Origin of the sequence: Hydrogenovibrio thermophilus, from assembly GCF_004028275.1 — a bacterium.
Classification (GTDB): Bacteria; Pseudomonadota; Gammaproteobacteria; order Thiomicrospirales; family Thiomicrospiraceae; genus Hydrogenovibrio; species Hydrogenovibrio thermophilus.
In genome coordinates this window covers 2551336-2573619 of the sequence record NZ_CP035033.1, presented here as the reverse complement: position 1 = coordinate 2573619, position 22284 = coordinate 2551336, and the positions used below count along the sequence as shown (strand labels likewise).

The following is a 22284-nucleotide window of genomic DNA, read 5'->3' as shown; positions in this document are numbered from 1 at the left end:
TCTGTCGTTTGGGCCAGGCCGATACTTCGTCCAAATTAAGGCGCCATTAAGGGTCGCATTTCTTTAAGTTGTTGCATTATCTGAGCTTATCCAGCATCAAGATTCCGGCATCATTGAAGAATGGTGATGAATGATTTTCCAGTCGCCATGACGAAACTCATACACGAAGGTGTAACGGGCGGGCACCACGCTTTTTTTACCGCCTTTAACCACTTCAAATTCGTAGACACCCGCATCCGTCAATTTGTTGCATCCTTGTTTTAAATTACGCGATAAAACGGTGCCATTCGGCTTGGATTGCAAAAAGTGTTGAAAGTAATCTTCAATTTCAGCCGGGTTGATACGAGGAACATTAGACACCGTCGGCAACAACACCGCATCGTCCCAATATAGATTGGCGACCGACTTGGCATTTTCGCTCAGCAGAGCTTGGTTCCAGCGCTGAAACAACTCCTTGGCTAATTTTTCCGAGGCCGGCGCACAATGGCAAGACTCGTTGGCATAGGCGGTGTCCACCGGCGCTTTTAGATTGCGTTGAGTCACCAAACTGGTTTTTTGTCTCGACTGAAAACCGCTGACACTGACTTTTTGTTGGCCATCCCACTCAATTCCCACCGTACCGCTGATTGGATAACGATCGTTCATAATAATTTCCTTTTCATTTAAAACGGCTTTACGAAAACCGTTAATTTGAGAGCTTTGTACGAGATGGATGCACGGATAAAAATGGCTAAAATTTCCCTGAATGTCGTTGAAAAACTGGCAAATAGCTCGCTATTCGCTGCGTTTTCCGCCTAATTCAGAAAAATTTTATCTCATTTTTCTATCGCGCCCCACTCATGCAAAGCTCTCAATTTAATTCTTTATCGTCTTCTTTAAATTTTTTGAAATAATGACGGAGAATGGAGCCGGTTGGACGGCAATCAATCTTCTTAAAAATCACATAATAAATCAGTGCATGAATCACCAGAGTAATGATCAAGCCTTCGAAAATGCCGACCTTAAAAACCAAAATGCCACACAGCGTGGCCAGCAGCAAAGCATAAGGACCATGCTTGGCAATGTGCAACAGGCCCAACACCATCTTGATGCCGACAAACGTCATGATAATCGCCAATGCAAAATATGGGAGATGGTCAAGATGGTGCACATTAAAAACAAAAAAAGTAATCAGTAATCCAATGACCAGCACCGATAATTTGGTGTAAGCGCCCGCCAAACGATTGGTAGAGGATTTTGCCAAACCGTCCAAATTGGTCATCCCGCCAAAGAAAGACGCCCCCATATTCGACACCCAAATCGCCAGCAGCGAATTATTGGAGTTACAGGGTCGTTTCAAAGGGTCAATTTTTTCAATAGCGGCGTTACTCATCACCTGCTCAATCACATCCACCACAGCCAACATCATCGCGAAGAAAAAGGCATAAAGCCACAGCCACACACTGTCAAAGTTGGGAACCGGAAAACCGATATTAAACTCAATGTCTTCGACCTTGAGCATTTTCACCTCCACAAAGAAGGCGGCCATAATGCCAAAGACAATCAGTGCAAAATAAGGCAATGCCGGTTTGGTGTCCTTAAATTTTTGAAATAGCCCCAAAAACAACAAAACACCGACTGCGGATAACGCAATCACTTGCATACGCGATTCCGTCCAGAAATCTTCGCTGGCGGCCACTCCGACCGGTAGCATCCATAAAAACGGCAGAAATTTCAGGGCAATTTTTAACCCAATTCCGGCCAATAAGCCTTCAACCAAGTAACCGGGAACGGCCATAAGCAAATATCGCTGCCAATTGAACTTCCAAATCAACGCCTGAAAAGTCGCCGTTAAAAAAATGATAAACGCCATGTTTTCGATGCCGAAGGTAGCAATGCCCAAGGCTAAAATCGGTGCTAAACCAGCGGCAATACCCGGCGCGCCGATAAAGTTTCCTGGGCGAAACCAGGCAAATAAAAAGCCAATGAAAGATGCAAATGCCACCGTCGCGAGGCCGACCTGAATCGGGTAATCCGACATTAAAGCGATACCGATGGACAAGGGAATCGCCATGGTTGCGGTAATCACGCCGGCTTGCAGATCTTGTAAAGCGTACTCCTTTCGAAAGGCCGCCGAACCTGTATCCGATATTTGGGCATTTTCTGTGTTTATGTTTTCCTGTGTCATTTGTTTTTTTAAACCTTTTGATTCTGAAAATGCTTAAAGGCATGTTGCATTTGATAGCTTGACTCTCTCAGTTGAAAAAGAGGGATAAGCTCACCACGTCGCCGGGCTGATCAGTTGAAAATTCAACTTGAACCTAATGGGGTATTTGAGTTATTTGCAATAGATGAAAACCACCAGGCCTGGTGGTTTTCATCTATTGCACCCAGCCAACTATGTACTTTTAGTTATGATGCGCTTGCCAAGTTTGCTTAATAAACCTTTCAACGCTGCCATTAGAGTCCCAACGGAAACAGAACAGCCATTCGTTGTCGATGAGCTGACGCACCACTTCGTTTTCCGCCACCACTTTGGCGATGGCATTGCGCGGCGCATCGATATAGACACTGAGGCGAAGCGGTTCGTGCATCCATTTGTTGCCGTCGTGCAGGGATTGCATCGGCAGTCCAATGCGTAAATCCCCGCCGTTGCCTTCAAACACCCCGATGCAGCCGTCCACCACATTGTGCAGGACTTTGTTACCACTGCCATAGGTGTGGTTGTCGCAGACCGACGCATAGTATTGCAGGTTGATCCAGTTGGTGACCACCATCGGGGCGGTCATGATTTGGGTCAGCAAGCTGGCGTCCGGGTCTTGCGACGCCTCGTAATCGTGCAGGAAGGCGCGACCTTGCAGGTTGATGCCACGAGTCCGCCAACGCGGTGCCACGATGAAGGCGGCGTTGTTCGACAGGCCCCATTCAGGCCGTACCTGTGACCAGTCCTTGGCGCGGTGCTTGATGGATTTGTGCAAGACCGGTTCTTTCAGGTGGTCCAAGCCAAGACGGATCGAACGTTCCTGACGGGCCATTTCGCCGGCGCGGGCCAACCAGTTGGAAACCGGTTCATTGCGAGCGATGTCTTCCCCGAAGCAAGTGAACTCGTCCGTGGTGGTGTTGTGCATGGCGGCGACGAAACGGGTGGCCGTTGGAATGGTGAGGCCTTTTGCCTGCAAGCCATCGCGAACGGTTGGGTCATTCAGTAAATAGGCCAGAACCCGAACGTTGATTTCGCCGGTTTGGCCGCCGCAAGCTCCGCAGTCCAGCCCGGAAGCGTGCGGGTTGTTGCAACTGCTGCTGCCGTGCCCGACCAACAGCACCGTCTCCGCCAAGGGTCCGGTCAGCCCCATGGCGTTGAGGATGCCGTAAGCCAAATCGACTTTTTGCGACAGACTGAGCGGGTCTTGGCCCTGTGTCAGTTCGAAGGCGTCGCTCACCGGAAGGTGGTTGACCGGATGGCTGTCATCTTCCGGGAAAAGACTGTTTCGCAACAGCTTAAAGGCATATATCAACCCGGTCGCTTCCACCATGGTAAAAGCGGACGGTGGGGCATTGCTCCATTCAATCCAACGGGCTTTCTTGTTGAGCTTTTCCCGAATCGACGCAGTTTTTTGCTGCGGCAGAATGGGCGCTACCTGAATGTTGGATTTCAACAGGCCTGGCAGTTGTGGCCGGATAATATCGGTTCCGGCCGGGCGGTATTCTATCGGTAACCCGAAGAAACCGGCGAAGCCAAGGGTTTCGATGCCGGCATCCTGCGCTTCCAGCGCACGTCGAATGATTTCCGAGCGCACGTCGATGCAGAAAGCGGCCTGTAAGGTCGGCGTTTTACCGGCGTCGGTCTGTTCGGCATGGGGCGAGTATTTCAGTTGTTGATGCAACGTCGATTGATAGGCGATTTCCGCGGCCCGTTGCCAAATCCAGGATTTTTCCTGCGAATTTTGATGATTCTGAATCAAGTCGTGCACGATGGTCATCTGGTGACGCCACATCACTTTCAATTCGTTGAAGACGACTTTGTCGGTTTGTTTTTGGTGACGCCAAAGGACCCATTCCCAAGCCATGCGGATGGCGAGCAAATCCATCATCAGGTCATTGTCATGTCCGCTTAAACGATCCTGCCAGCGCAGGTAGGCCACCCAGGAGGCCCAGCCGTTGATGTCCAACAATAAGGCGTGGCTGTATTCGGCGGTTTCACCTTCCGGCACTCGCAATCCAATCAGCGCTTCGGCCAGCAGGGCTTCGGCACTTTCCGGCAAGTCATTGAACAGTTCGGTCAGGCCGTCTTCCGCCATGAGAATTTCAATCCCTTTGTCTTGCCGGGTGGTTCTCAACCACTCAAGGTAAAGCCCTTGATAGGTGTTGGCGTAAGGGGCGGACTCGACATTTTGGGGGCGAAAAAAGTCCGCGCAGAACTGACTGATCTGGTGGGTAATCTCATCCCGCCAGGCCATTTTGTACTTGCGGTTGGGGCCGCTGTCGACGAAGTCACTGATGTTGTGCCAGTGGGTTTGGTCGTCTTCGTTGAGCAGGTAGCGCTCCATGGTTTCGACGCTGTAATCTTTGCCGAACTCGGCGATGGCCGTTTCCAAATGTTGCGGTTGCAGCGTTTCCATCCAGATTTCCTGGAAATAGGCTTTCGGCATGACACAGTTGGCCTGCGTCAGGGCGCTGAGGCGGGCAGAAACCTGACTGACGTGTTCGTCACGCATTTCCCACCAAGGGTTGACGGCAATCAGTTCGTCAAGCGGCCAGGTCGGCGCAATGCGGCTGCAGGCCGCTTGCAGGGAACGTCGTTGATTGTCTGGAAGACTCGGCCTCAGCGCCGTGGCTTGGTTGGTCATGTTATCAGCCATCATTGGAAAAACTCCTCTTTTGGAATCTGAAGTTTTTTGGGTTTCAACCGAACCGGTAAACGGGTCGGATAGATCCGCAAATTAAGACGCGTCACCCATTCGTCCAGATAAAACCCGGCATAAAAGGCGCGGCGCGCTTTGGTGACAAGCGGGTGGTCGGTGTGGTAACGCAGCAGGATGTAACCGGCCATAAACAGGATCATCAAAAAGCCGATCCAGGCATCCCCGACCCAGCCGACGCTGGTGGTCATCGATGGAATGACCAGGTAAGCCCCGGCTTTTTGCAGGCTGTAAGCCGCAATCAAAATCGCACCCAGCGTCATCATGCTGATGACCGAAGCGGTGTTGAGTCGTCCTCGGCGTTCGGCCATGAGCAGCGTCAGGGCAATGGCGAACAATAGCCATGGGCTGTAAGGGCCGTCCAAATCCAGTACGGCGACCAAGGCGGCGACCAGTGTCAGTGAGGCCAGTCCGGCCAGAATCCATTCGGTTCGGCTGGGCGGTACCGCTTGTGACAGGCGGCGTTTGAGACTGGATTCGACTTCGGAACCCGAATTTAGGAATGCATAGGCCTTGTAGCAGGAGTGGGCGACCAAGTGCAGTAGGGCCAGCTCGAATAACCCCAGGGCGCATTCGACCAGCATTAAGCCCATTTGCGACATGGTGGACCAAGCGAGACGCACCTTGACCGAGGCGCGGGTCATCATGACCAATGCGGCCAGCACGGTGGTGATGCCGCCGATAATGAGCAGAACCCATTGAGCGATGTCGGAAACCACGATCAAAGGCGCGAAGATAATCAATAGGAAGCCACCCAGGTTGATGATGCCGGCGTGCAACAGCGCGGAAACCGGCGTGGGGGCTTCGACCACTTGGATCAACCAGCCGTGCAACGGCAACTGGGCACACTTCACCAGTGCGGCCAATGCGACCATCAGGGCGGCGACCTGATCGAGATGGGTGATGCCGTTCAAGTCGATGGTACGATGGATGTCGGTGATGAACCAGGTGTTGTGCTCGTAATGCAAAATCAGGATGGCACTCAACAGACACAGTTCCGCCACTCGGGCAAAAATGTATTTTTTGTGGGCGGCCAGCACGGCCCGTTGGCGTTCCGGGTAGAAAATCAACAATTGGTGCAAGCTCAGGCTGATGGCGATCCAGGCGGTCATCATCAACAGCATGTGGTTACTGATGACCACCATCGCGACACTGCCCAATGTGATCATCAGCCAGCGCAGGTAGCGTTTTTCCTCGTCCTTATTCCCGGCCATGTAGGCGCTGGAATAGCGGATATTGATGAAGGCGATAAAGCTGATGAGGCCGAGCATGACGTAGGCGACCGGTGAATGCGTGATCCAGCTGTCGGTGTTTACGACCGGCGCCACATTGAAACGTTCCAGCAAGCCCAATACGATGACCAGGGCAAGCGCGGTCAAGCTGATGGCGGCGGCCGTGTTCCAGCGAGCGCGTTTTTCATTGAGCAGTGCGCCCAGAAAAAATCCGAGCGGGACGAGTATTAATAGCCAATTTCCGATCCAATGACCGTCCATAAGACACTCCTTTCACAAATACAGTTGAGGCAGATTACATGGCGATAATGTTAGGAGAGATGGGCGGGAAAGAAAAATTGGGAAATTAAATGCGACCTATAGACTGCATCGCATGTATGGACGCGTTAGCCCTGATTCCAACTGGGTTTGAGAAGGGTTCATTAAAAGGTGGAAAACGGCCAGGCCTGGTCGTTTTGGGGTAAAGAGCGTCGAGACCGGTTAGCCGGATGTGTCGTTCAGTGCTTTTCGAAGTGCGGTTTCGATACTCGGAAACCGTTGCAAACCGGCTTGGATGCTCGGGATGTCGAAGCTGTCGAGGGCTTCCAACAAGAAGGTCGCCATTTCGTCGAATTGCACGCATTGATATTGATGCCCCAGTTCGGCACATTGGTCGGCAAATTGTTTGATGTCGGCGATGCTGTTGGTTTTGAGGGCTTTTTGGTATTTGGGTTGCAGACTTTCCAACGCTTGCAGGAATGAGGTCGGGTCTTGTCGGATGATGTCGTTGACAATCGGGCGTAGCGAGGGGGTGTCATCGGACTCAAGCGGTTCGTAATCGTGTGGCAGAAAATGGCTTAGGGTTCGGAACAGGTCGGATTTCAAAACCGGTTTGCGCAGATAATCGTCGAAATGGGTGCGTTTGGCTTTTTCTTCCGTGTCTTCCATGACCGAGGCCGTTAAGGCGACAATCGGTAACGCCGGATATTGTTTTTTGATGGCCTGGGCGGCCTCGTAGCCATCCATGACGGGCATGCGGATGTCCATCAAAATCAGGTCGAAGTTTTGCGCCTGACAGCGTTCCAGTGCCACTTGACCGTTTTCGGCTTCGGTTGTTTGGATGTCGGTGTCGTCGAAGTTGTGTTTGATCAGTTCGCGGTTGTCTTCAATGTCATCCACCACCAGCACCGAAGCCGGTTGGAAGCGGATTCGGCCATGCCGGGTGTCGTGTTCGTGATGGTCGTCGGAATGATGGCGGATGGAGGCGATGTCGACACTCGGTAGGAGAATGCCGAAGGTGCTGCCCTTGCCCGGTTCGCTCTCGAGATTGATGTGCCCGCCCATCATGTCCACCAGTCGCTGAGTGATGGAAAGCCCCAAACCGGTGCCGCCGAATTTATGGGTGCTTTGGCCGTCTTGCTGTTCGAAGACGTTGAAGATGCGAGTTTGTTGTTCTGGTGGAATCCCGATGCCGGTGTCGGACACTTCGATGAGGATATCGAGTTTGCTGAGATGTTCCAGAACGTTCATGGATTTCACCGACAATTTGATGTGGCCGGTGTCGGTGAATTTGACCGCATTGCCGAGCAGATTAAACAGAATCTGACGTAAGCGAACCGCATCCAACAGCAGGGCATCGGGCAAACTCGGGTCAATGTCCACCAGGAAGTCCAGGCCTTTTTTCTGCATGTTTATGGTGAATATCTGGCCGATATCCTTGAAGAGGTCATGCGGATTGGTGGCTTGTTTTTGCAGCGTCATTTTGCCGGCTTCGATTTTCGACAGGTCGAGGATGTCGTTGATGAGCATAAGCAGAGTGTTGCCGGCGGATTGAATGGTGCGGATGAAATTTTTCAAACGGGGTTCCGAGACCTGTTCGTTCAGCAGCTCGGTAAAGCCGATGATGGCGTTCATCGGGGTGCGGATTTCATGACTCATATTGGCCAAGAATTCCGATTTGGCACGGTTGGCGGCTTCCGCCTGTTCCTTGGCTTCCTGCAATAGAAGTTCGTTGTGTCTGAGTTGGGCTTCGGCGGCTTTGCGGTGTTCGATTTCACGTGCGAGTTTGCGGTTCCAGTAAAGGAACATCAGGACAACGGCCAGGAAAATGCCGGCGATTTGAATGAGCAGGATGTAATCGAATTGCGGGGCGAATTCGATCTTCGTCCAGCGGTCGAGAATGGCCTGTTTCTGCTCCTGGGTGAGACTGTCCATTGCCAGGCTGAGCAGTTGATGCAGTTCCGGTTTGTCTTTCGAGACGAATAAGGTCATCTGCATGAAGAGGTCGGTTTTTCCGACGATGCTGAGCGTGTGGAGATTGTTCTGTTTGATGAGATAACTCGCTTTCGGCAGCGACATCAGCGCCGCGTCGTAACGGCCGATGGCAACTCCTTCCAAGGCATCCTGTGCCGAATCGACGGGTTGGAAATGGTAGGCGGGATAGGCGCGGGTGATGGCGTGGCTGTAACCGAAGCCTTTCACGAAAGCGATTTTACGGTCGCGCAGTTCCGGCAAACCGTTGACGAATTCGTTGCGGTCTTTCATGACGATGACAATCGGGCTTTTCAGATACGGGGTAATGGGGTGATAGTGTTCGGCCAATACCGGGTCGTCAATGTCGCCGGAGATGACATCCAGCGTTCCTTTTCGTGCCAGGTTGAGGGTTTCCTGCCAGGTCCGGGTCGAGTGGGGCTGGAATTCAATCGGCATTTTTTGCTCCAGCGCGCGGAGAAAATCGGCGACGATGCCGACATAGCGCCCTTTGGTTGTGAAGGCTTCAAACGGCCGCCAGTCCGGTGAACCGCCGAAGGAGACAATCGGGTGGGCGTTTAGCCAGGCTTGCTGATCGGGTGTGATGGGCACCGATTGCGGTGTCGGGAGCACATTGAGCCATTTGTCGTCGATTTGTTGTTTTTCGGCGGGGGTGAAGGCGGCCAGCGCTTTGTTGATGATGGATTGCAGTTCCGGAGCGTCCTGACGAATCATAAAGTGCAATGATTGCGTTGCCTGCCGGGAGGAACGAAACGGCTTGATGTTGCGGATGCCGAATTGCGTCAGGGTGTAGGACAAAACGGAATAATTGTCGTACAACAGTTGGGCTTTGTCTTCGATGACGGCGTCAATCGCCTGGCTCAACGTATCGGTTTCCAGTAATTGGATGTGCGGATAGTGCTTTTTCAGATAATCGACTTGCGCATAGCCTTTCGGGATGGCCAAGGTCGGGTCATTCAGATCTTCGAGCCGTTTGACGTCGACGTCCTGACGGACAAAGAAATAGGTCAGGGTTTTGAAATAGGGCGCGCTGAACAGCGCATATTGGCGACGGCGGTCGTTGACGAATGCGGCGGGGAGCAAATCGACTTCGCCGCGTCGGATTTGGTCGAGGTTGCTTTGCCATATGCCGGTTTCAATGTCGAATTGCAGGCCGGTCTTCTGGGAAATGAGCGCCAGATAGTCGTTGGCGATGCCTTGATAGTCGCCGTTGAGGTTGACGAAATCGAACGGAGCCCAATCCGGTTCACCGGCCACTTTGACGACGGGGTGGGCCTGAATCCAGGCGACTTCTGCGTCGGTCAGATGGAGTTGGTCGGAGCGGGAGGCCATGAACCAGCGATTGAGCACGGCGTTCTTTTCACTGGGCTGGATGTCGTTGAGCGCCTTTTGGATGATGCTGAAGAGAAGGGGTTGGTCTTTATCGATGGCGATGGCGGTTTCGGTCTGGTAATCGTCGGCCTTGGCGAGAATGTCGAGGTTGGTCAGATAATGGTGTTTGATGAGGTAAGTGGCCACGGCCAAGTTGCCGATGTAAACGTCGGCCTGCCCGAAGGAAACCGCTTCCAGTGCTTCCAAGTTCGAATGCTGGGGCCGAAATTGAAACCCCGGATAGTGTGTTTTCAGCCATTCATGAAGGTAAGAATCTTGATTGATGGCAATGCTTTGGCCTGTCAGGCCTTTGAGGTCATCCAGCGAGCCGAGGCGTTTGAGGGCACTGTCATTGCGCACGAAGACCGCCAGCGGCATCTGGGTGTAAGGGGTGGTGAACGAAAAATACTCTTGGCGTTCCGGCGTTTTGACGGCACAGGCCAGTCCATCAAGCTTCCCTTGTTTGGCATCCTTTAAAATTTCGGCCCAGACGCCGGAACGGACATGAATGACCAGGCCGGTCTTTTGTTCAATTAATTGCAGAATGTCGGCGGAGATGCCGGTGTGACGGCCTCGTTCGTCATTGAATTCATACGGTGGCCATTGGTAATCGGCGCCGAGGGTGATTTCCGGGTGCTGTTGAATCCAGCGGGTTTCCTGAGGCGTCAGGTCGAGTGCCTGTGCGCCGCCCGTCCAACAGAAAAGCAGCCAGGTCAGTAGGCGTAAAAACCGGCTAAGTTTGCGAAATACGGATGAAATCATCAAGGTGTTCTGTAAAGATGTCCACAAGTTGCGGGTCGAATTGAATGCCTTTTTGTTCGACGATGTATTGCACGGCGTCGTCAATCGGCCAGGCGTCTTTGTATTCCCGTTTATGAGTCAGGGCATCGAAAACGTCGGCGACACTGACGATTCGGGCGTAAATGTGGATGTTTTCCCCGGCCAGCCGGTTGGGGTAACCGCTGCCGTCCCACTTTTCGTGGTGCTGCAAGGCAATCACCGCCGCGGCCTGAATGAATTTGCGCTTGGAAAACTTGAGCATGTCGTAAGCGGTGGTGGTGTGGGATTTGATGATTTGGAATTCGGCTGGTGTCAGTTTGCCGGGTTTGTGCAGGATTTCCAGCGGCACGGTCATTTTACCGATGTCGTGCATGGGAGCGGCGTGGTAAATTACGCTTTCATCGTCGCTCGATAGGTTGGGATGATAATGCGCCAGGCATTTTGAGCATTCGGCGACGCGCCGGATATGCTGGCCGGTTTCGTCGGAAGTGGATTCCATCAATTCGGTGAGGACAAAAATGATTTCTTTCTGGTTTTCTTCCAGCTCGGTGGCGAAGCGTTTTTCGCGGTGGGCCAGGTTTTTCTGGAGGGTCAGGTTGTTTTGTTTGAGGAGGTGTTTGGCGGCGGAGAGTTCGAGGTGGTTTTTGACGCGGGCAATGAGTTCTTCGGCATGAAAGGGCTTGGTGATGTAATCGACCGCACCGAGCCGGAACCCCTGGCTGACCGAATCGATGTCGACTTTTGCGGTCAGGAAGATAATGGGGATATCCTGGGTGCGGGCCTGTGACTTCAAGCGCCGACAGACCTCGAAGCCGTCCATCCGCGGCATCATCACATCCAGCAGAATCAGGTCGAAGTCGTTTTCCTCGACCAGCGATAACGCCTGTTCGCCATCCATGGCGAAGGAAAACTGGTAGCCTTCTTCTTTCAGTATGCTCATGGCGACCTGAATGTTTTCCGAGACATCGTCGACGATGAGAATATGAAATCCATATTGCATTGTCCGCTCCGTACAGAAATAACCGTTTGCCGGCGCAAAGGCCGATATGGCGGTTGAATTTTTTAGTTTTCAGTCAACGTCAGGGCGCCACTTCGCCGTAGCTGCCGAGAATCTGGTTGATTTGTTTTTGCTGTGGGCGTTGGCTACGAGGCGCATCCAACGGGTTGCCGCGGCTCAATGAACCGGCACAGGTTAAACGCAGAATATTGGGCTGGGTTTTCGACTCGAGGTAGAGGTAAACCAAATCCATGGTCGGGTCAATGCCGGCACCTCCGTCATTGTCGGCCAGATTGACGTGGGCCGGCAGGTCACGAAGTGTTTGGTTCGGATAAGGATTGATGTCGTTCATCGCATAGAAAACCGTAGGCGCTTGGCGGCTGGCGATGGCTTCGGAGTCGATACGCACTTTGGTGATGGTGAAGGTGCCGGGTTGAATCACTTGCGGCTTGCGGGACAAGTCTTTTACTTCAAGTTCACAATGTTGTTCGTAGCGGTTAAAGCCGTGGTGGGTGGTCATTTGACCGTCCTGAATGAAGGCCCGAGCATCATGCGCCGGAACGGTGACCGGCTTTTTCAATGTGAAAGTGTAACCCGCTTGGACGTCCATCATGCTTTTGGGCGGCGTCAGCGAGCAAGCGCTTAGGGATAGGAAAGCCAACAATACGGATAAACGAACAGGTGTGGAAACCAATGTCATAGCGAGGCCTTTTTGTTGAGTGTTTTCAACATTATAGAAGAAAATTTTGGATGAAAGGTAAAATTATTCCAAGCGGAATTTATGCTATAATGCATCGTTTTTTTATAGGCAGCCGAAAAGACGGTTTTGACCAGGCCTGGTGGGATTTCTGGTTCCGGCGTCGGCGTATTAACAGGCGGGTGGAGTTGTTTCGATGGATAGCGCGGTGACCAATTTTGATGTGATTGTCGTCGGGGGCGGGCATGCCGGTACGGAAGCCGCGCTGGCATCCGCGCGCATGGGCGTGAAAACCCTGCTATTAACGCATAATATTGATACGCTCGGACAGATGTCCTGTAATCCGGCGATTGGCGGCATCGGTAAAGGTCATTTGGTGAAAGAAGTCGATGCATTGGGCGGCGCCATGGCCTTGGCAATTGATGAGGCGGGGATTCAATTCCGTACGCTGAACGCCTCGAAAGGCCCGGCGGTGCGCGCCACTCGTGCCCAGGCCGATCGCGTGTTGTATCGTCAGGCGATTCGCATGCGCTTGGAAAACCAGGTGAATCTGACCATCTTTCAGCAATCGGTGGAAGATTTGATTCTGGAGGGCGGTGAAGTCATCGGCGCCGTGACCAAGATGGGGTTGCGTTTCTATGCGCGGCAAGTGGTGTTGACCGCCGGAACCTTTCTGGCCGGGCGCATTCACATCGGTTTGAAGAACTACGAAGGTGGCCGCGCCGGGGATGCCCCCGCGAATGGCTTGGCGGAGAAAATGCGTGAATTGGATTTGCCGGTCGGTCGCCTGAAAACCGGCACGCCACCACGCATCGACGCGCGTACCGTTGATTTCGAAGCTATGCAGATTCAGCCGGGCGACACGCCGATGCCGGTGTTTTCCTTTATGGGCAAAGCGGAGATGCATCCGCAGCAAATGCCTTGCTACATTACCTATACCAATGAACAAACCCATGAGTTTATCCGTCAATCTCTGGATCAATCGCCGATGTATTCCGACGCCGGTGAAATCGACAGTGTTGGGCCGCGTTATTGTCCATCCATCGAAGACAAGGTGATGCGCTTTGCCGAACGTGACCGCCATCAGGTGTTTATCGAGCCGGAAGGTCTGACGTCGAATGAGTTGTATCCAAACGGCATTTCCACCAGTTTGCCGTTCGAAACTCAGGTGCAGATTGTGCAATCCATGAAGGGGATGGAAAATGCCCGCATCATGCGTCCCGGTTACGCCATTGAATATGATTATTTCGACCCGCGCGGTTTGAAACCGACCTTGGAAACCCAAGCGGTTCACGGCTTGTTCTTCGCCGGGCAAATCAACGGCACCACCGGTTACGAAGAAGCGGCCGCACAAGGTTTGTTGGCCGGTTTGAACGCCGCGCGCCGCGCGCAGGAAAAGTCCCAATGGTATCCGCGACGTGACGAAGCTTATATCGGTGTGTTGGTGGATGATTTGATTACGCTGGGGACGTCCGAACCTTACCGGATGTTTACCTCACGCGCCGAGTATCGTCTGATGTTGCGGGAAGACAATGCTGATCAGCGTTTGACGCCGATTGCCCGCGAGTTCGGTTTGATTGACGATGCGCGTTGGATGGCGTTTGAAGCCAAAATGGAACAGATGGAAACCGAGTTGGCACGTTTGAAGGAAACCTGGATTTATCCGCAACATGCCGAGGCGAAAAAGGCCGAGGCCTTGATGGATTTGCCGTTGAGTAAAGAGCAAACGCTTTACGACTTGCTCAAGCGCCCGAAAGTGACCTATGGCGCTCTGGCCTCGTTGGATATGTTCGGCGACGGTTTGCAGGACGAAACGGTGGTCGATCAGATTGAAATCGAAGCCAAGTACTCGGGTTACATCGCTCGCCAGCAAGAGGAAATCGACAAGTTGCGCCGTGCCGAAAGCGTTGAAATTCCAGCCAACCTGGATTTGGATGCCATTTCCGGCCTGTCGAACGAAGTGAAGCAGAAGTTGCGTGATCACAAACCGACCACCTTGGGCATGGCGTCGCGTATTTCCGGGGTGACGCCGGCGGCAGTGTCGCTGCTGCTGATTTCAATTAAAAAACAGCGCAAAGCGGCTGGTTGAGGGATCGTTTGTTCGTGGATAGCGCTCGTCATAATCAATTCTCCGGTCGTCTCACTACAGCGTTTGAGCAGTTCGGTTTACCCGAAAACGCCCAGGCCTGGTCGAAATTGCTGCATTACCTTTCCCTGCTTGAAAAGTGGAATAAAACCTACAACCTGACCGCGATTCGCGATCTGGACGAGATGTTCGTCAAACATTTGCTCGACAGTTTGAGCGTGGCCGCCATTATCGACAGTGAACGTTTGATTGATGTCGGCACCGGCGGTGGCTTGCCCGGTATTCCGTTGGCGATTCTGTTCCCGGAGCGTCAAATCGATTTGCTGGACAGCAACAGTAAAAAAACCCGTTTTTTGATTCAGGCCAAGGCCGAACTGGGGTTGGAAAACGTCACAGTGCTACACCAGCGGGTGGAAGCCTATCGCCCGGAACAGCTTTATGACGGCGTGGTGTCACGGGCGTTTGCGTCGTTAGACGATATGTTGACGTGGACCGAGCACCTGTTGGCGGTCGGTGGACACTGGTGGGCGATGAAAGCGCAAAAAACACAAGATGAAGTCGCAGAGCTGCCAGAGTTTGCTAAAATGTCGCAAGTTTTTGACTTGAAAGTGCCCGATTTGGACGCGCAAAGAACGTTGATTAAAATCGAAAAATGCCGGGAAAAATAAATGAGTAGGATCATTGCGGTCGCCAATCAGAAAGGGGGTGTCGGGAAGACGACATCGACGGTGAATTTATCCGCTGCGTTGGCTCGAATGCAGAAGAAAGTTCTGATGATTGACCTGGATCCGCAAGGCAATGCCACGGTGGCGATCGGGGTGGAAAAGGACGATTTAAACGTGTCCGCTTACGATGTGCTGGTCGGCGAGACTAAAGCCCGTGATGCGGTGATGGAAACCAATGTCGAAAACCTCGATCTGATTGGCGCCAATGGCGATTTGACCGCGGCGGAAGTCGATTTGATCGACGAATCAAAAGGCCCGAAACGTTTACGAAAAGCGTTAAAGAAATTGCGCGATAAATACGATGTGATTCTCATCGACTGCCCGCCAACTTTGAATATGTTGACCCTGAATGCATTAACGGCCGCCGACGGCATTGTGGTGCCGGTGCAGTGTGAATATTTTGCGCTGGAAGGTTTGTCGGCCTTGATGGATACGATTGAGGCGGTGCAAACGGAGTTGAATCCGGATTTGCACATCGACGGCCTGTTGCGCACCATGTATGACCGTCGTAATAATCTGGCCAATGATGTGTCCAGCGAGTTGGTGGCGCACTTCGGTATGAAGGTGCTGCAAACCATCGTGCCGCGAAATGTCCGCTTGGCGGAAGCGCCAAGTTACGGTGAGTCGATACTGGATTACGACCGGGGCTCGAACGGCGCGGTGGCCTATTTGGCGTTGGCGAATGAATTGATCCGAAAAACAAAAATCTAACTGGGTAAAGAGTAATGGCAAAAAGACGTTCTGGCATGGGGAAAAGAGGGGTCAGTGCCCTGATTGGCGGTAAGCAGAAAGCGGAAAACAGTCTGTCGGATTTACGGATTGATAAGATCGCAATTGATCAATTGGTACCGGGTGAATACCAGCCGCGTCAGCAATTCGGCGCCGAGGCTCTCCAGGAACTGTCGGACTCGATTCGCATTCAGGGTATTGTTCAACCGATTGTGGTGAAGGCATTGGGTGACGATCGCTATGAAATCATCGCCGGTGAACGTCGTTGGCGTGCGGCCAAGCAGGCCGGGTTGGAGTCGGTACCGGTGGTGATTCGTAAAGCCGATAACCAGGCGACATTGGCGATGGCATTGATTGAAAACATGCAGCGTGAGGACTTGAATCCGATTGAAACCGCCTTGGGTCTGAAGCGCTTGATGCAGGAGTTTGATTTGACGCAGCAAGCCGTGGCCGATGCGGTGGGTCGTTCCCGTGCGTCCGTCACCAACCTTCTGCGGTTGTTGAAGTTGCCGCAACCGGTGCAGAATTGGTTGCATGACGGCAAGTTGTCCATGGGGCATGCACGTGCCATTATTACCTTGCCGGAAACCATTCAATTAGAGTTGGCGGAAAAGGCTATTTTGAAGCAGTGGACGGTGCGTGAAATCGAGCAAGCGGTGCAGAATGTCTTGGTGCCGAGTCAGCTGAAAAAGTCCAAAAAACCGGCGTTGCCGAAATTTGCGGAAGACCACCAGGCACGCTTGGCGGAAAAGATGGCCACCGATGTGAAGATTTCGCATGGCGCGAAGGGGCGTGGAAAAATTGAAATCGCCTACCGTTCCGAAGAGGAATTGAAGCGCTTGTTACACGAATTAAATCAGTGAGTTAGTTCAATTTAATAACCATTTTTAATAAAAGGTTATTGCTTCGGTTTGACGGTAAAAAATTCTCCTCTAGTGTTCGTTTTTTGAAACGAACCAATATATTGTGGGCAAAAAAAATTAATTGGATTATTACTAGATTTTGGCATCAGAAACCGCTATTATTCTTGACCGTTTGACTTGAGAAGAAAGTCGAACCTGAATAATTTATCGGAGCATTGAACGTCCCGTGTCGGAACTGGAACCCAAAAAGGCTGGACAAAACGAAAGAAAACATAAGCCGGCCCTGAATTTTTTGCTGTTGAGCGCCGGTTCCGTTTTTACCAGTATGATCGTCGCCGGTTTTTTGGTGGGTTATGCATTTGATGTGTTGTTCGACACCACGCCGCTGTTTTTGTTGAGTTGCGGTGTGCTTGGTTTTGTCGGCGGGATGATGAAAGTACATAAACTGCTTGGAAAGATGGAATTGTTAGACGAAAAGCCGATGAGTTCGGTGAGCGATTCCAAGCAGTCGGATAAGGAATGAAGATGCAGGCAAGCAGCTTGGGTAAATCCATCCAGATTCAAGGTTTGTTGGGTTTATTGATGGTGGCGGTGTTTGCCTGGCAGGAACAGTTTTCTGCCGCTGCGTTCGGTTTTTTGATCGGTGTTGTGAATGTGGCTTTGTTGGGATTGACGTTTAAAGTTGCCAACCAAAAAGCTAAGACAGACCCGAAAAGCGGCATATTGGTTTTATATTTGAGTGCAGTGGTTAGGTTTATCCTGCTTGCTGTGTTATTTGTTTTGGGGTTGCAACTTTTTGAATTGGCACCCTTGCCGGTGGTGTTGACCTTTGTGGTCATGCAAGTCGGCCAGGTGTTTAATTTGAAAGGGAAGCAGCGTTTGACTGACTAAGGAGAAGACCCTTGAGTGCTGAAAAAATGGGGACGGTCGAGTATATTCAACACCACTTGACCAATAATAGCATTGGAGAAGGTTTCTGGACATTTAACCTGGATACCATCTTTTTTAGTGTGCTGCTAGGCGCGTTGATTGTGTTTGCGGCGATGCGTTTGGGCCGGCAGCTTGAGTCCGGTACACCGGGCGGATTCCAAAACTTTGTCGAAAGTATTCTGGACTTTGTTTCCACCAATGTAAGAGACGCTTTCCCTGGACACAATCCATTGATCGCTCCTTTAGCGCTGACCATCTTCCTATGGGTGTGGTTGATGAACTTCATGGATTTGATTCCGGTTGATTTGTTGCCATACCTGTTCCAGATCATTACGGGCGACCCGCATGCGTATTTGAAAGTGGTTCCGACCACCGATTTGAATACCACCTTGGGGATGGCGTTTACCGTATTCGCATTGATTCTTTACTACAACATTAAAGTGAAAGGGATTGTTGGGTTCATCAAGATGTTCCTGTTCCACCCTTTCGGTAAATTCTTAGTTCCTGTCAACATTGTGATGACGCTGATCGAAGAAGTCTCCAAGCCTTTGTCCTTGGCGCTGCGTTTGTTCGGTAACATGTTTGCAGGGGAATTGGTATTCCTGCTGATCGCTTTGATCGGTGGAACTTTGGCAGTGGGTGCCGCTGCCTTATTCTGGGCGCCGTTACAAGCGGTATTGGACCTGGGTTGGTTGATTTTCCACTTGTTGGTTATCACGCTTCAGGCCTTTATCTTTATGGTGTTAACCATTGTTTATCTGGGTATGGCTCACGAAGAGCATTAAGGGTAAACGATAAAAGGAATAACGGGGAGCTTGTCTCCCTTAAGGTTTAAGCGCACCTGCCGGGTTTCATTGAACAACGGTGTGGCCGGTAAAAAGCTTTTTTAACTTTAACTTTGTATAAAACTTTAAGGAGTAATCTAAATGGAAGCTCAATTTATTGCGGACATTTATGCTGCTACAGCAATTGGTGTGGGTGTGATCTTGGCTGCGGCTGGTCTAGGTTCAGCTATCGGTTGGGGTCTGATCTGTTCTAAGACTCTAGAAGGTATCGCACGTCAGCCAGAAATGCGTCCTGCGCTAATGACAAACATGTTCATTTTCGCCGGTTTGATGGAATCTTTCCCATTCATTATCTTGGCATTTGCAATGTGGTTCCTATTCGCTAACCCATTCGTCGGAGCTATGCAAGCTGCTTTGGGTGCGTAATCCAAACAGTTTCATAACCAACTATTTTTTAAATAAACGAATGGCGAGGTAACCACCGTGAGTATTAATGCAACGCTTCTCATCCAAATCTTGGCTTTTGTGCTATTGATTTGGTTGGTGAATAAAGTGCTGTGGGGGCCGCTGTCTAAGCTAATGGAAGACCGTCAAAAGCGTATTGCTGACGGACTTTCTGCCGCTGAGAAAGGTAAGCATGAACTTGAATTGGCTGAACAACGTGCGAAAGAAGTACTGAAAGAAGCCAAAGCTCAAGCTCAAAATGTATTGAGTCAAGCAGAAAAAAGAGGGTCTGAAATCGTAGAAGATGCGAAGATCAAAGCCTCTGAAGAAGCTGACCGTATTAAGGCTTCCGCCCAAGCAGAATTAGAGCAAGAAGTAAGTCGCGCAAGAGAAGAGCTTCGTAAAGAAGTTTCCACTCTGGTTGTTTCTGGTGCAGAAAAAATTCTTAATAAAGAAGTCGATGCAGCAGCACACAACGACATGCTTGAAACCTTAGTTAAATCAATCTAAGGATAACTCTATGGCAGAATTAATAACGATTGCAAGACCGTACGCTGAAGCCGCTTTCGACGTGGCGAAAGAAGAAAATAAACTAGCGGAATGGTCAGAGCAGTTAACCAGTTTGGCCGCCATCGCTTCTGATGATGCGATGCAGGCCTTTATGGTGAACCCGGTTGCAACCGAAGAAGAAGTCTTGGACATCTTCGTTGGTGTGATGGGAACGGCTTTGACGAATGAAGCTAAGAATCTTCTAACAATCATGTCTGAAAACAAACGCCTTGCAGCGCTTTCCGATGTGGCTGAATTGTTTGAACAATTGAAAGCCGAAGACGAAAAGCGTGTTAGAGCGACAGTTGTTTCAGCGCGCAAAGCGACGGTTGAGCAGAAGAAGAAATTAAGTGCTGCTTTAAATGCTAAGTTTGATGCCGACGTTGAGATCAGTTATGAAGAAGATCCAACGCTGATCGCAGGCATTAAGATTAAAGTCGGTGACTGGGTGGTAGATGGCTCAGCGCGTTCTCAACTTAACAAACTTGGCGCAGCAATCGCCCAATAATGGAGAGGAAACACATGCAATTGAATGCCTCTGAAATCAGTAACCTAATCAAAGACCGAATCAAAGGGTTTGATGGGGCTGCAGAGTCTGGCAGTGAAGGTACGGTCGTCAGTATTGCTGACGGGATCGCACTTATTCATGGTGTGTCAGATGTAATGTATGGTGAGATGGTTCAATTTGACGAAGAGACTTTCGGTATGGCGCTTAACCTTGAGCGTGATTCCGTTGGTGTCGTTGTCCTAGGTGAATATGAACACATCTCAGAAGGTGACAAAGTCACTTGTACTGGACGTATTTTGGAAGTGCCGGTTGGTCCGGAACTGAATGGTCGTGTTGTAGACGGTCTAGGTCGTCCAATCGACGGTAAAGGTGCAATCGACACGAAATTGACTTCGCCAATCGAGCGCATCGCGCCGGGCGTTATCGATCGTCAATCGGTTGATCAGCCTATGATGACAGGTATCAAGTCCATCGACTCAATGATTCCTGTTGGTCGTGGTCAACGTGAGTTGATCATCGGTGACCGTCAAACCGGTAAAACGGCTATCGCGATTGATGCCATCATTTCACAAAAGAACACGGGTGTGAAATGTGTGTACGTCGCAATGGGTCAAAAAGCTTCCACAGTGAACAACGTTGCGCGTAAATTGGAAGAATACGGTGCCATGGAAAACACGGTTATCGTTGCGGCTAACGCTTCTGATCCAGCTGCGTTGCAATATATGGCGGCTTATGCCGGTTGTGCGATGGGTGAATACTATCGTGACCGCGGTGAAGATGCTTTGATCATCTATGATGATCTGACCAAGCAAGCGCAAGCGTATCGTCAGATTTCCTTGTTGCTACGTCGTCCACCAGGACGTGAAGCTTTCCCTGGGGATGTTTTCTACCTTCACTCTCGTTTGCTTGAGCGTGCCGCTCGTGTTAACGCGGACTACGTAGAAAAATTCACTAACGGTGAAGTGAAAGGTAAGACCGGTTCTTTGACCGCGCTACCAATCATTGAAACACAAGCCGGTGACGTATCTGCATTCGTACCAACCAACGTAATCTCGATTACAGATGGACAAATCTTCCTAGAGACTGGTTTGTTCACACAAGGTATCCGTCCGGCGGTTAACGCGGGTCTATCGGTATCGCGTGTTGGTGGTTCTGCCCAAACAAAAGCGATCAAAAAGCTGGGTGGTGGTATTCGTCTTGATTTGGCTCAGTACCGTGAATTGGCGGCTTTCGCCCAGTTCGCTTCTGACCTGGATCCTGCAACAAAAGCTCAGTTGGAGCGTGGTAAGCGCGTCACCGAGTTGATGAAGCAGAAGCAGTATTCACCTTTGACTATCGCAGAAATGGCCGTTTCCCTATATGCGGCGAATGAAGGTTACTTGGATGACGTTGAAGTCGAAAAAGTACTGGACTTCGAAGCGGCCTTGCATGCCTATCTAAACTCTGAAAAAGCTGATTTGGCGGCTAAAATCAACGAAAAAGGCGACTGGAATGATGACATCATCACAGACGTTAAAGCGATGGTTGAAGCATTCAAAGCAAACGGCGTTTATTAAGAAGGGGTAGGCCATGGCAGGCGGTAGTAAAGAAATACGGGCGAAAATCGCTTCCGTAACAAATACCAAGAAAATCACCAAAGCCATGGAAATGGTGGCGGCTTCCAAAATGCGTAAAGCGCAAGCACGCATGGAAGCCACACGCCCATATGTCGAAAAAGTGAAGAGAGTCATCAATCACGTTTCCGGTGCGCACCCTGAGTATAAGCATCCTTATACCCAGGTTCGCGACCAGGTAAAACGCGTGGCATTGATTATGGTCTCTTCCGACCGTGGACTATGTGGTGGTTTAAATTCAAACTTATTCCGCAAAGCATTGCCATTGCTTAAAAAGTGGCAGGAGCAAGGTGTGGAAGTTGAGCTTGCACTGGTCGGTAACAAAGCACAAACATTCTTTAAAAGCTACGGCGGGAATGTGGTGGCCACTGTTACTGATCTGGGCGATGCCCCACACATCGAAGATTTGGTCGGAACCATTAAAGTGGTTCTGGATCGTTTTGACGCCGGTGAAGTTGATGAAGTACATTTGGCTTCCAACGAATTCGTTAATACGATGACTCAATCTCCGACGATTAAACAGCTTGTTCCTTTGCAATCCGATGAAGAAGCAACAGAAGAGACGTATTGGGATTATATTTACGAACCCGATGCGAAAACAGCTCTGAACTTGTTGATGCGTCGTTATGTTGAAAGTACCGTTTTCGGTGCCGTCGTTGAAAACGCGGCCTGTGAACAGGGTGCTCGAATGATTGCAATGAAGAATGCGACTGATAATGCGGGTGAGATGATTAACGAGCTTAAGCTGTCTTACAACAAGGCTCGTCAAGCAGCAATCACAGCCGAACTTTCGGAAATTGTGGCTGGTTCATCAGCTGTTTAAGTTT

The 22284-nt window shown here is 50.9% G+C and carries 19 protein-coding genes; 12 read left to right on the top strand and 7 right to left on the bottom strand.

Annotated features, from left to right (window positions below; all coding sequences use genetic code 11):
- Positions 1 to 96 precede the first annotated feature (96 nt).
- From EPV75_RS12020 to EPV75_RS11990, 7 genes are all read right to left on the bottom strand, one after another.
- Positions 97 to 645, bottom strand: coding sequence for an SgcJ/EcaC family oxidoreductase (locus EPV75_RS12020; protein WP_128385552.1), 549 nt, complete (start codon positions 643 to 645; stop codon positions 97 to 99).
- A 205-nt stretch (positions 646 to 850) separates the two neighbouring features.
- Positions 851 to 2167, bottom strand: coding sequence for a SulP family inorganic anion transporter (locus EPV75_RS12015; protein WP_128385551.1), 1317 nt, complete (start codon positions 2165 to 2167; stop codon positions 851 to 853).
- Positions 2168 to 2387: 220 nt separating this feature from the next.
- The gene (locus EPV75_RS12010; protein ID WP_128385550.1) at positions 2388 to 4841 is read right to left on the bottom strand and encodes a YbcC family protein; all 2454 of its coding nucleotides are present in this window, start codon (positions 4839 to 4841) and stop codon (positions 2388 to 2390) included.
- Positions 4838 to 6391, bottom strand: a complete 1554-nt coding sequence (locus EPV75_RS12005; protein WP_128385549.1) for an NADH-quinone oxidoreductase subunit L — start codon at positions 6389 to 6391, stop codon at positions 4838 to 4840. Before EPV75_RS12005 ends, EPV75_RS12010 begins: the two co-directional genes overlap by 4 nt.
- 219 nt (positions 6392 to 6610) lie before the next feature.
- Positions 6611 to 10513, bottom strand: coding sequence for a transporter substrate-binding domain-containing protein (locus tag EPV75_RS12000; RefSeq protein WP_128385548.1), 3903 nt, complete (start codon positions 10511 to 10513; stop codon positions 6611 to 6613).
- Positions 10485 to 11531, bottom strand: a complete 1047-nt coding sequence (locus EPV75_RS11995; protein WP_128385547.1) for an HD domain-containing phosphohydrolase — start codon at positions 11529 to 11531, stop codon at positions 10485 to 10487. The genes EPV75_RS12000 and EPV75_RS11995 overlap by 29 nt, the downstream gene beginning before the upstream one ends.
- 79 nt (positions 11532 to 11610) lie before the next feature.
- Positions 11611 to 12228 (bottom strand): hypothetical protein, encoded by a 618-nt coding sequence (locus tag EPV75_RS11990; protein WP_128385546.1) that lies wholly within the window; start codon positions 12226 to 12228, stop codon positions 11611 to 11613.
- 193 nt (positions 12229 to 12421) lie between these two features.
- Between EPV75_RS11990 and mnmG the strand changes: the two genes are divergently transcribed.
- The 12 genes from mnmG to atpG all read left to right on the top strand — a co-directional run bounded on the left by mnmG (position 12422) and on the right by atpG (position 22280).
- On the top strand, positions 12422 to 14314 hold the full coding sequence (gene mnmG / locus EPV75_RS11985; RefSeq protein ID WP_128385545.1) for a tRNA uridine-5-carboxymethylaminomethyl(34) synthesis enzyme MnmG: 1893 nt from the start codon (positions 12422 to 12424) through the stop codon (positions 14312 to 14314).
- Positions 14315 to 14328: 14 nt separating this feature from the next.
- Positions 14329 to 14979 (top strand): 16S rRNA (guanine(527)-N(7))-methyltransferase RsmG, encoded by a 651-nt coding sequence (rsmG, locus tag EPV75_RS11980; protein ID WP_128385544.1) that lies wholly within the window; start codon positions 14329 to 14331, stop codon positions 14977 to 14979.
- Positions 14980 to 15747 carry a ParA family protein gene (locus EPV75_RS11975; RefSeq protein WP_029939170.1) on the top strand — a complete coding sequence of 256 codons (768 nt, stop codon included), beginning with the start codon at positions 14980 to 14982 and terminating at the stop codon, positions 15745 to 15747.
- Between the two features lie 14 nt (positions 15748 to 15761).
- Positions 15762 to 16628: a ParB/RepB/Spo0J family partition protein gene (locus EPV75_RS11970; protein WP_029939169.1), complete on the top strand. Its 867-nt coding sequence runs from the start codon at positions 15762 to 15764 to the stop codon at positions 16626 to 16628.
- A 226-nt stretch (positions 16629 to 16854) separates the two neighbouring features.
- A complete protein-coding gene (locus tag EPV75_RS11965; RefSeq protein ID WP_225972339.1) occupies positions 16855 to 17151 on the top strand; it encodes an AtpZ/AtpI family protein in 297 nt (98 codons plus the stop codon).
- A gap of 2 nt (positions 17152 to 17153) precedes the next feature.
- Positions 17154 to 17519, top strand: a complete 366-nt coding sequence (locus EPV75_RS11960; RefSeq protein WP_192893998.1) for an ATP synthase subunit I — start codon at positions 17154 to 17156, stop codon at positions 17517 to 17519.
- 11 nt (positions 17520 to 17530) lie between these two features.
- Positions 17531 to 18343 carry a F0F1 ATP synthase subunit A gene (gene atpB / locus EPV75_RS11955; protein ID WP_038151778.1) on the top strand — a complete coding sequence of 271 codons (813 nt, stop codon included), beginning with the start codon at positions 17531 to 17533 and terminating at the stop codon, positions 18341 to 18343.
- Between the two features lie 141 nt (positions 18344 to 18484).
- The gene (gene atpE, locus EPV75_RS11950; protein WP_011371579.1) at positions 18485 to 18769 is read left to right on the top strand and encodes a F0F1 ATP synthase subunit C; all 285 of its coding nucleotides are present in this window, start codon (positions 18485 to 18487) and stop codon (positions 18767 to 18769) included.
- Between the two features lie 57 nt (positions 18770 to 18826).
- Positions 18827 to 19297 carry a F0F1 ATP synthase subunit B gene (locus EPV75_RS11945; protein ID WP_128385543.1) on the top strand — a complete coding sequence of 157 codons (471 nt, stop codon included), beginning with the start codon at positions 18827 to 18829 and terminating at the stop codon, positions 19295 to 19297.
- 10 nt (positions 19298 to 19307) lie between these two features.
- Complete coding sequence (locus EPV75_RS11940; protein ID WP_029939164.1) at positions 19308 to 19844, top strand: F0F1 ATP synthase subunit delta; 537 nt, start codon at positions 19308 to 19310, stop codon at positions 19842 to 19844.
- Between the two features lie 14 nt (positions 19845 to 19858).
- On the top strand, positions 19859 to 21400 hold the full coding sequence (gene atpA, locus EPV75_RS11935) for a F0F1 ATP synthase subunit alpha (RefSeq protein ID WP_029939163.1): 1542 nt from the start codon (positions 19859 to 19861) through the stop codon (positions 21398 to 21400).
- Between the two features lie 13 nt (positions 21401 to 21413).
- Positions 21414 to 22280, top strand: coding sequence for a F0F1 ATP synthase subunit gamma (atpG, locus tag EPV75_RS11930; RefSeq protein WP_029939162.1), 867 nt, complete (start codon positions 21414 to 21416; stop codon positions 22278 to 22280).
- Positions 22281 to 22284: the final 4 nt, after the last annotated feature.

Excerpts from the sequence above, each read along its gene's own strand:
- EPV75_RS12020 (WP_128385552.1), bottom strand. The coding sequence starts at position 645 with ATGAACGATCGTTATCCAATCAGCGGTACGGTGGGAATTGAGTGGGAT.
- EPV75_RS12015 (WP_128385551.1), bottom strand. The coding sequence starts at position 2,167 with ATGACACAGGAAAACATAAACACAGAAAATGCCCAAATATCGGATACA.
- EPV75_RS12010 (WP_128385550.1), bottom strand. The coding sequence starts at position 4,841 with ATGATGGCTGATAACATGACCAACCAAGCCACGGCGCTGAGGCCGAGT.
- EPV75_RS12005 (WP_128385549.1), bottom strand. The coding sequence starts at position 6,391 with ATGGACGGTCATTGGATCGGAAATTGGCTATTAATACTCGTCCCGCTC.
- EPV75_RS12000 (WP_128385548.1), bottom strand. The coding sequence starts at position 10,513 with ATGATTTCATCCGTATTTCGCAAACTTAGCCGGTTTTTACGCCTACTG.
- EPV75_RS11995 (WP_128385547.1), bottom strand. The coding sequence starts at position 11,531 with ATGCAATATGGATTTCATATTCTCATCGTCGACGATGTCTCGGAAAAC.
- EPV75_RS11990 (WP_128385546.1), bottom strand. The coding sequence starts at position 12,228 with ATGACATTGGTTTCCACACCTGTTCGTTTATCCGTATTGTTGGCTTTC.
- mnmG (WP_128385545.1), top strand. The coding sequence starts at position 12,422 with ATGGATAGCGCGGTGACCAATTTTGATGTGATTGTCGTCGGGGGCGGG.
- EPV75_RS11975 (WP_029939170.1), top strand. The coding sequence starts at position 14,980 with ATGAGTAGGATCATTGCGGTCGCCAATCAGAAAGGGGGTGTCGGGAAG.
- EPV75_RS11970 (WP_029939169.1), top strand. The coding sequence starts at position 15,762 with ATGGCAAAAAGACGTTCTGGCATGGGGAAAAGAGGGGTCAGTGCCCTG.
- EPV75_RS11960 (WP_192893998.1), top strand. The coding sequence starts at position 17,154 with ATGCAGGCAAGCAGCTTGGGTAAATCCATCCAGATTCAAGGTTTGTTG.
- atpE (WP_011371579.1), top strand. The coding sequence starts at position 18,485 with ATGGAAGCTCAATTTATTGCGGACATTTATGCTGCTACAGCAATTGGT.
- EPV75_RS11940 (WP_029939164.1), top strand. The coding sequence starts at position 19,308 with ATGGCAGAATTAATAACGATTGCAAGACCGTACGCTGAAGCCGCTTTC.
- atpA (WP_029939163.1), top strand. The coding sequence starts at position 19,859 with ATGCAATTGAATGCCTCTGAAATCAGTAACCTAATCAAAGACCGAATC.
- atpG (WP_029939162.1), top strand. The coding sequence starts at position 21,414 with ATGGCAGGCGGTAGTAAAGAAATACGGGCGAAAATCGCTTCCGTAACA.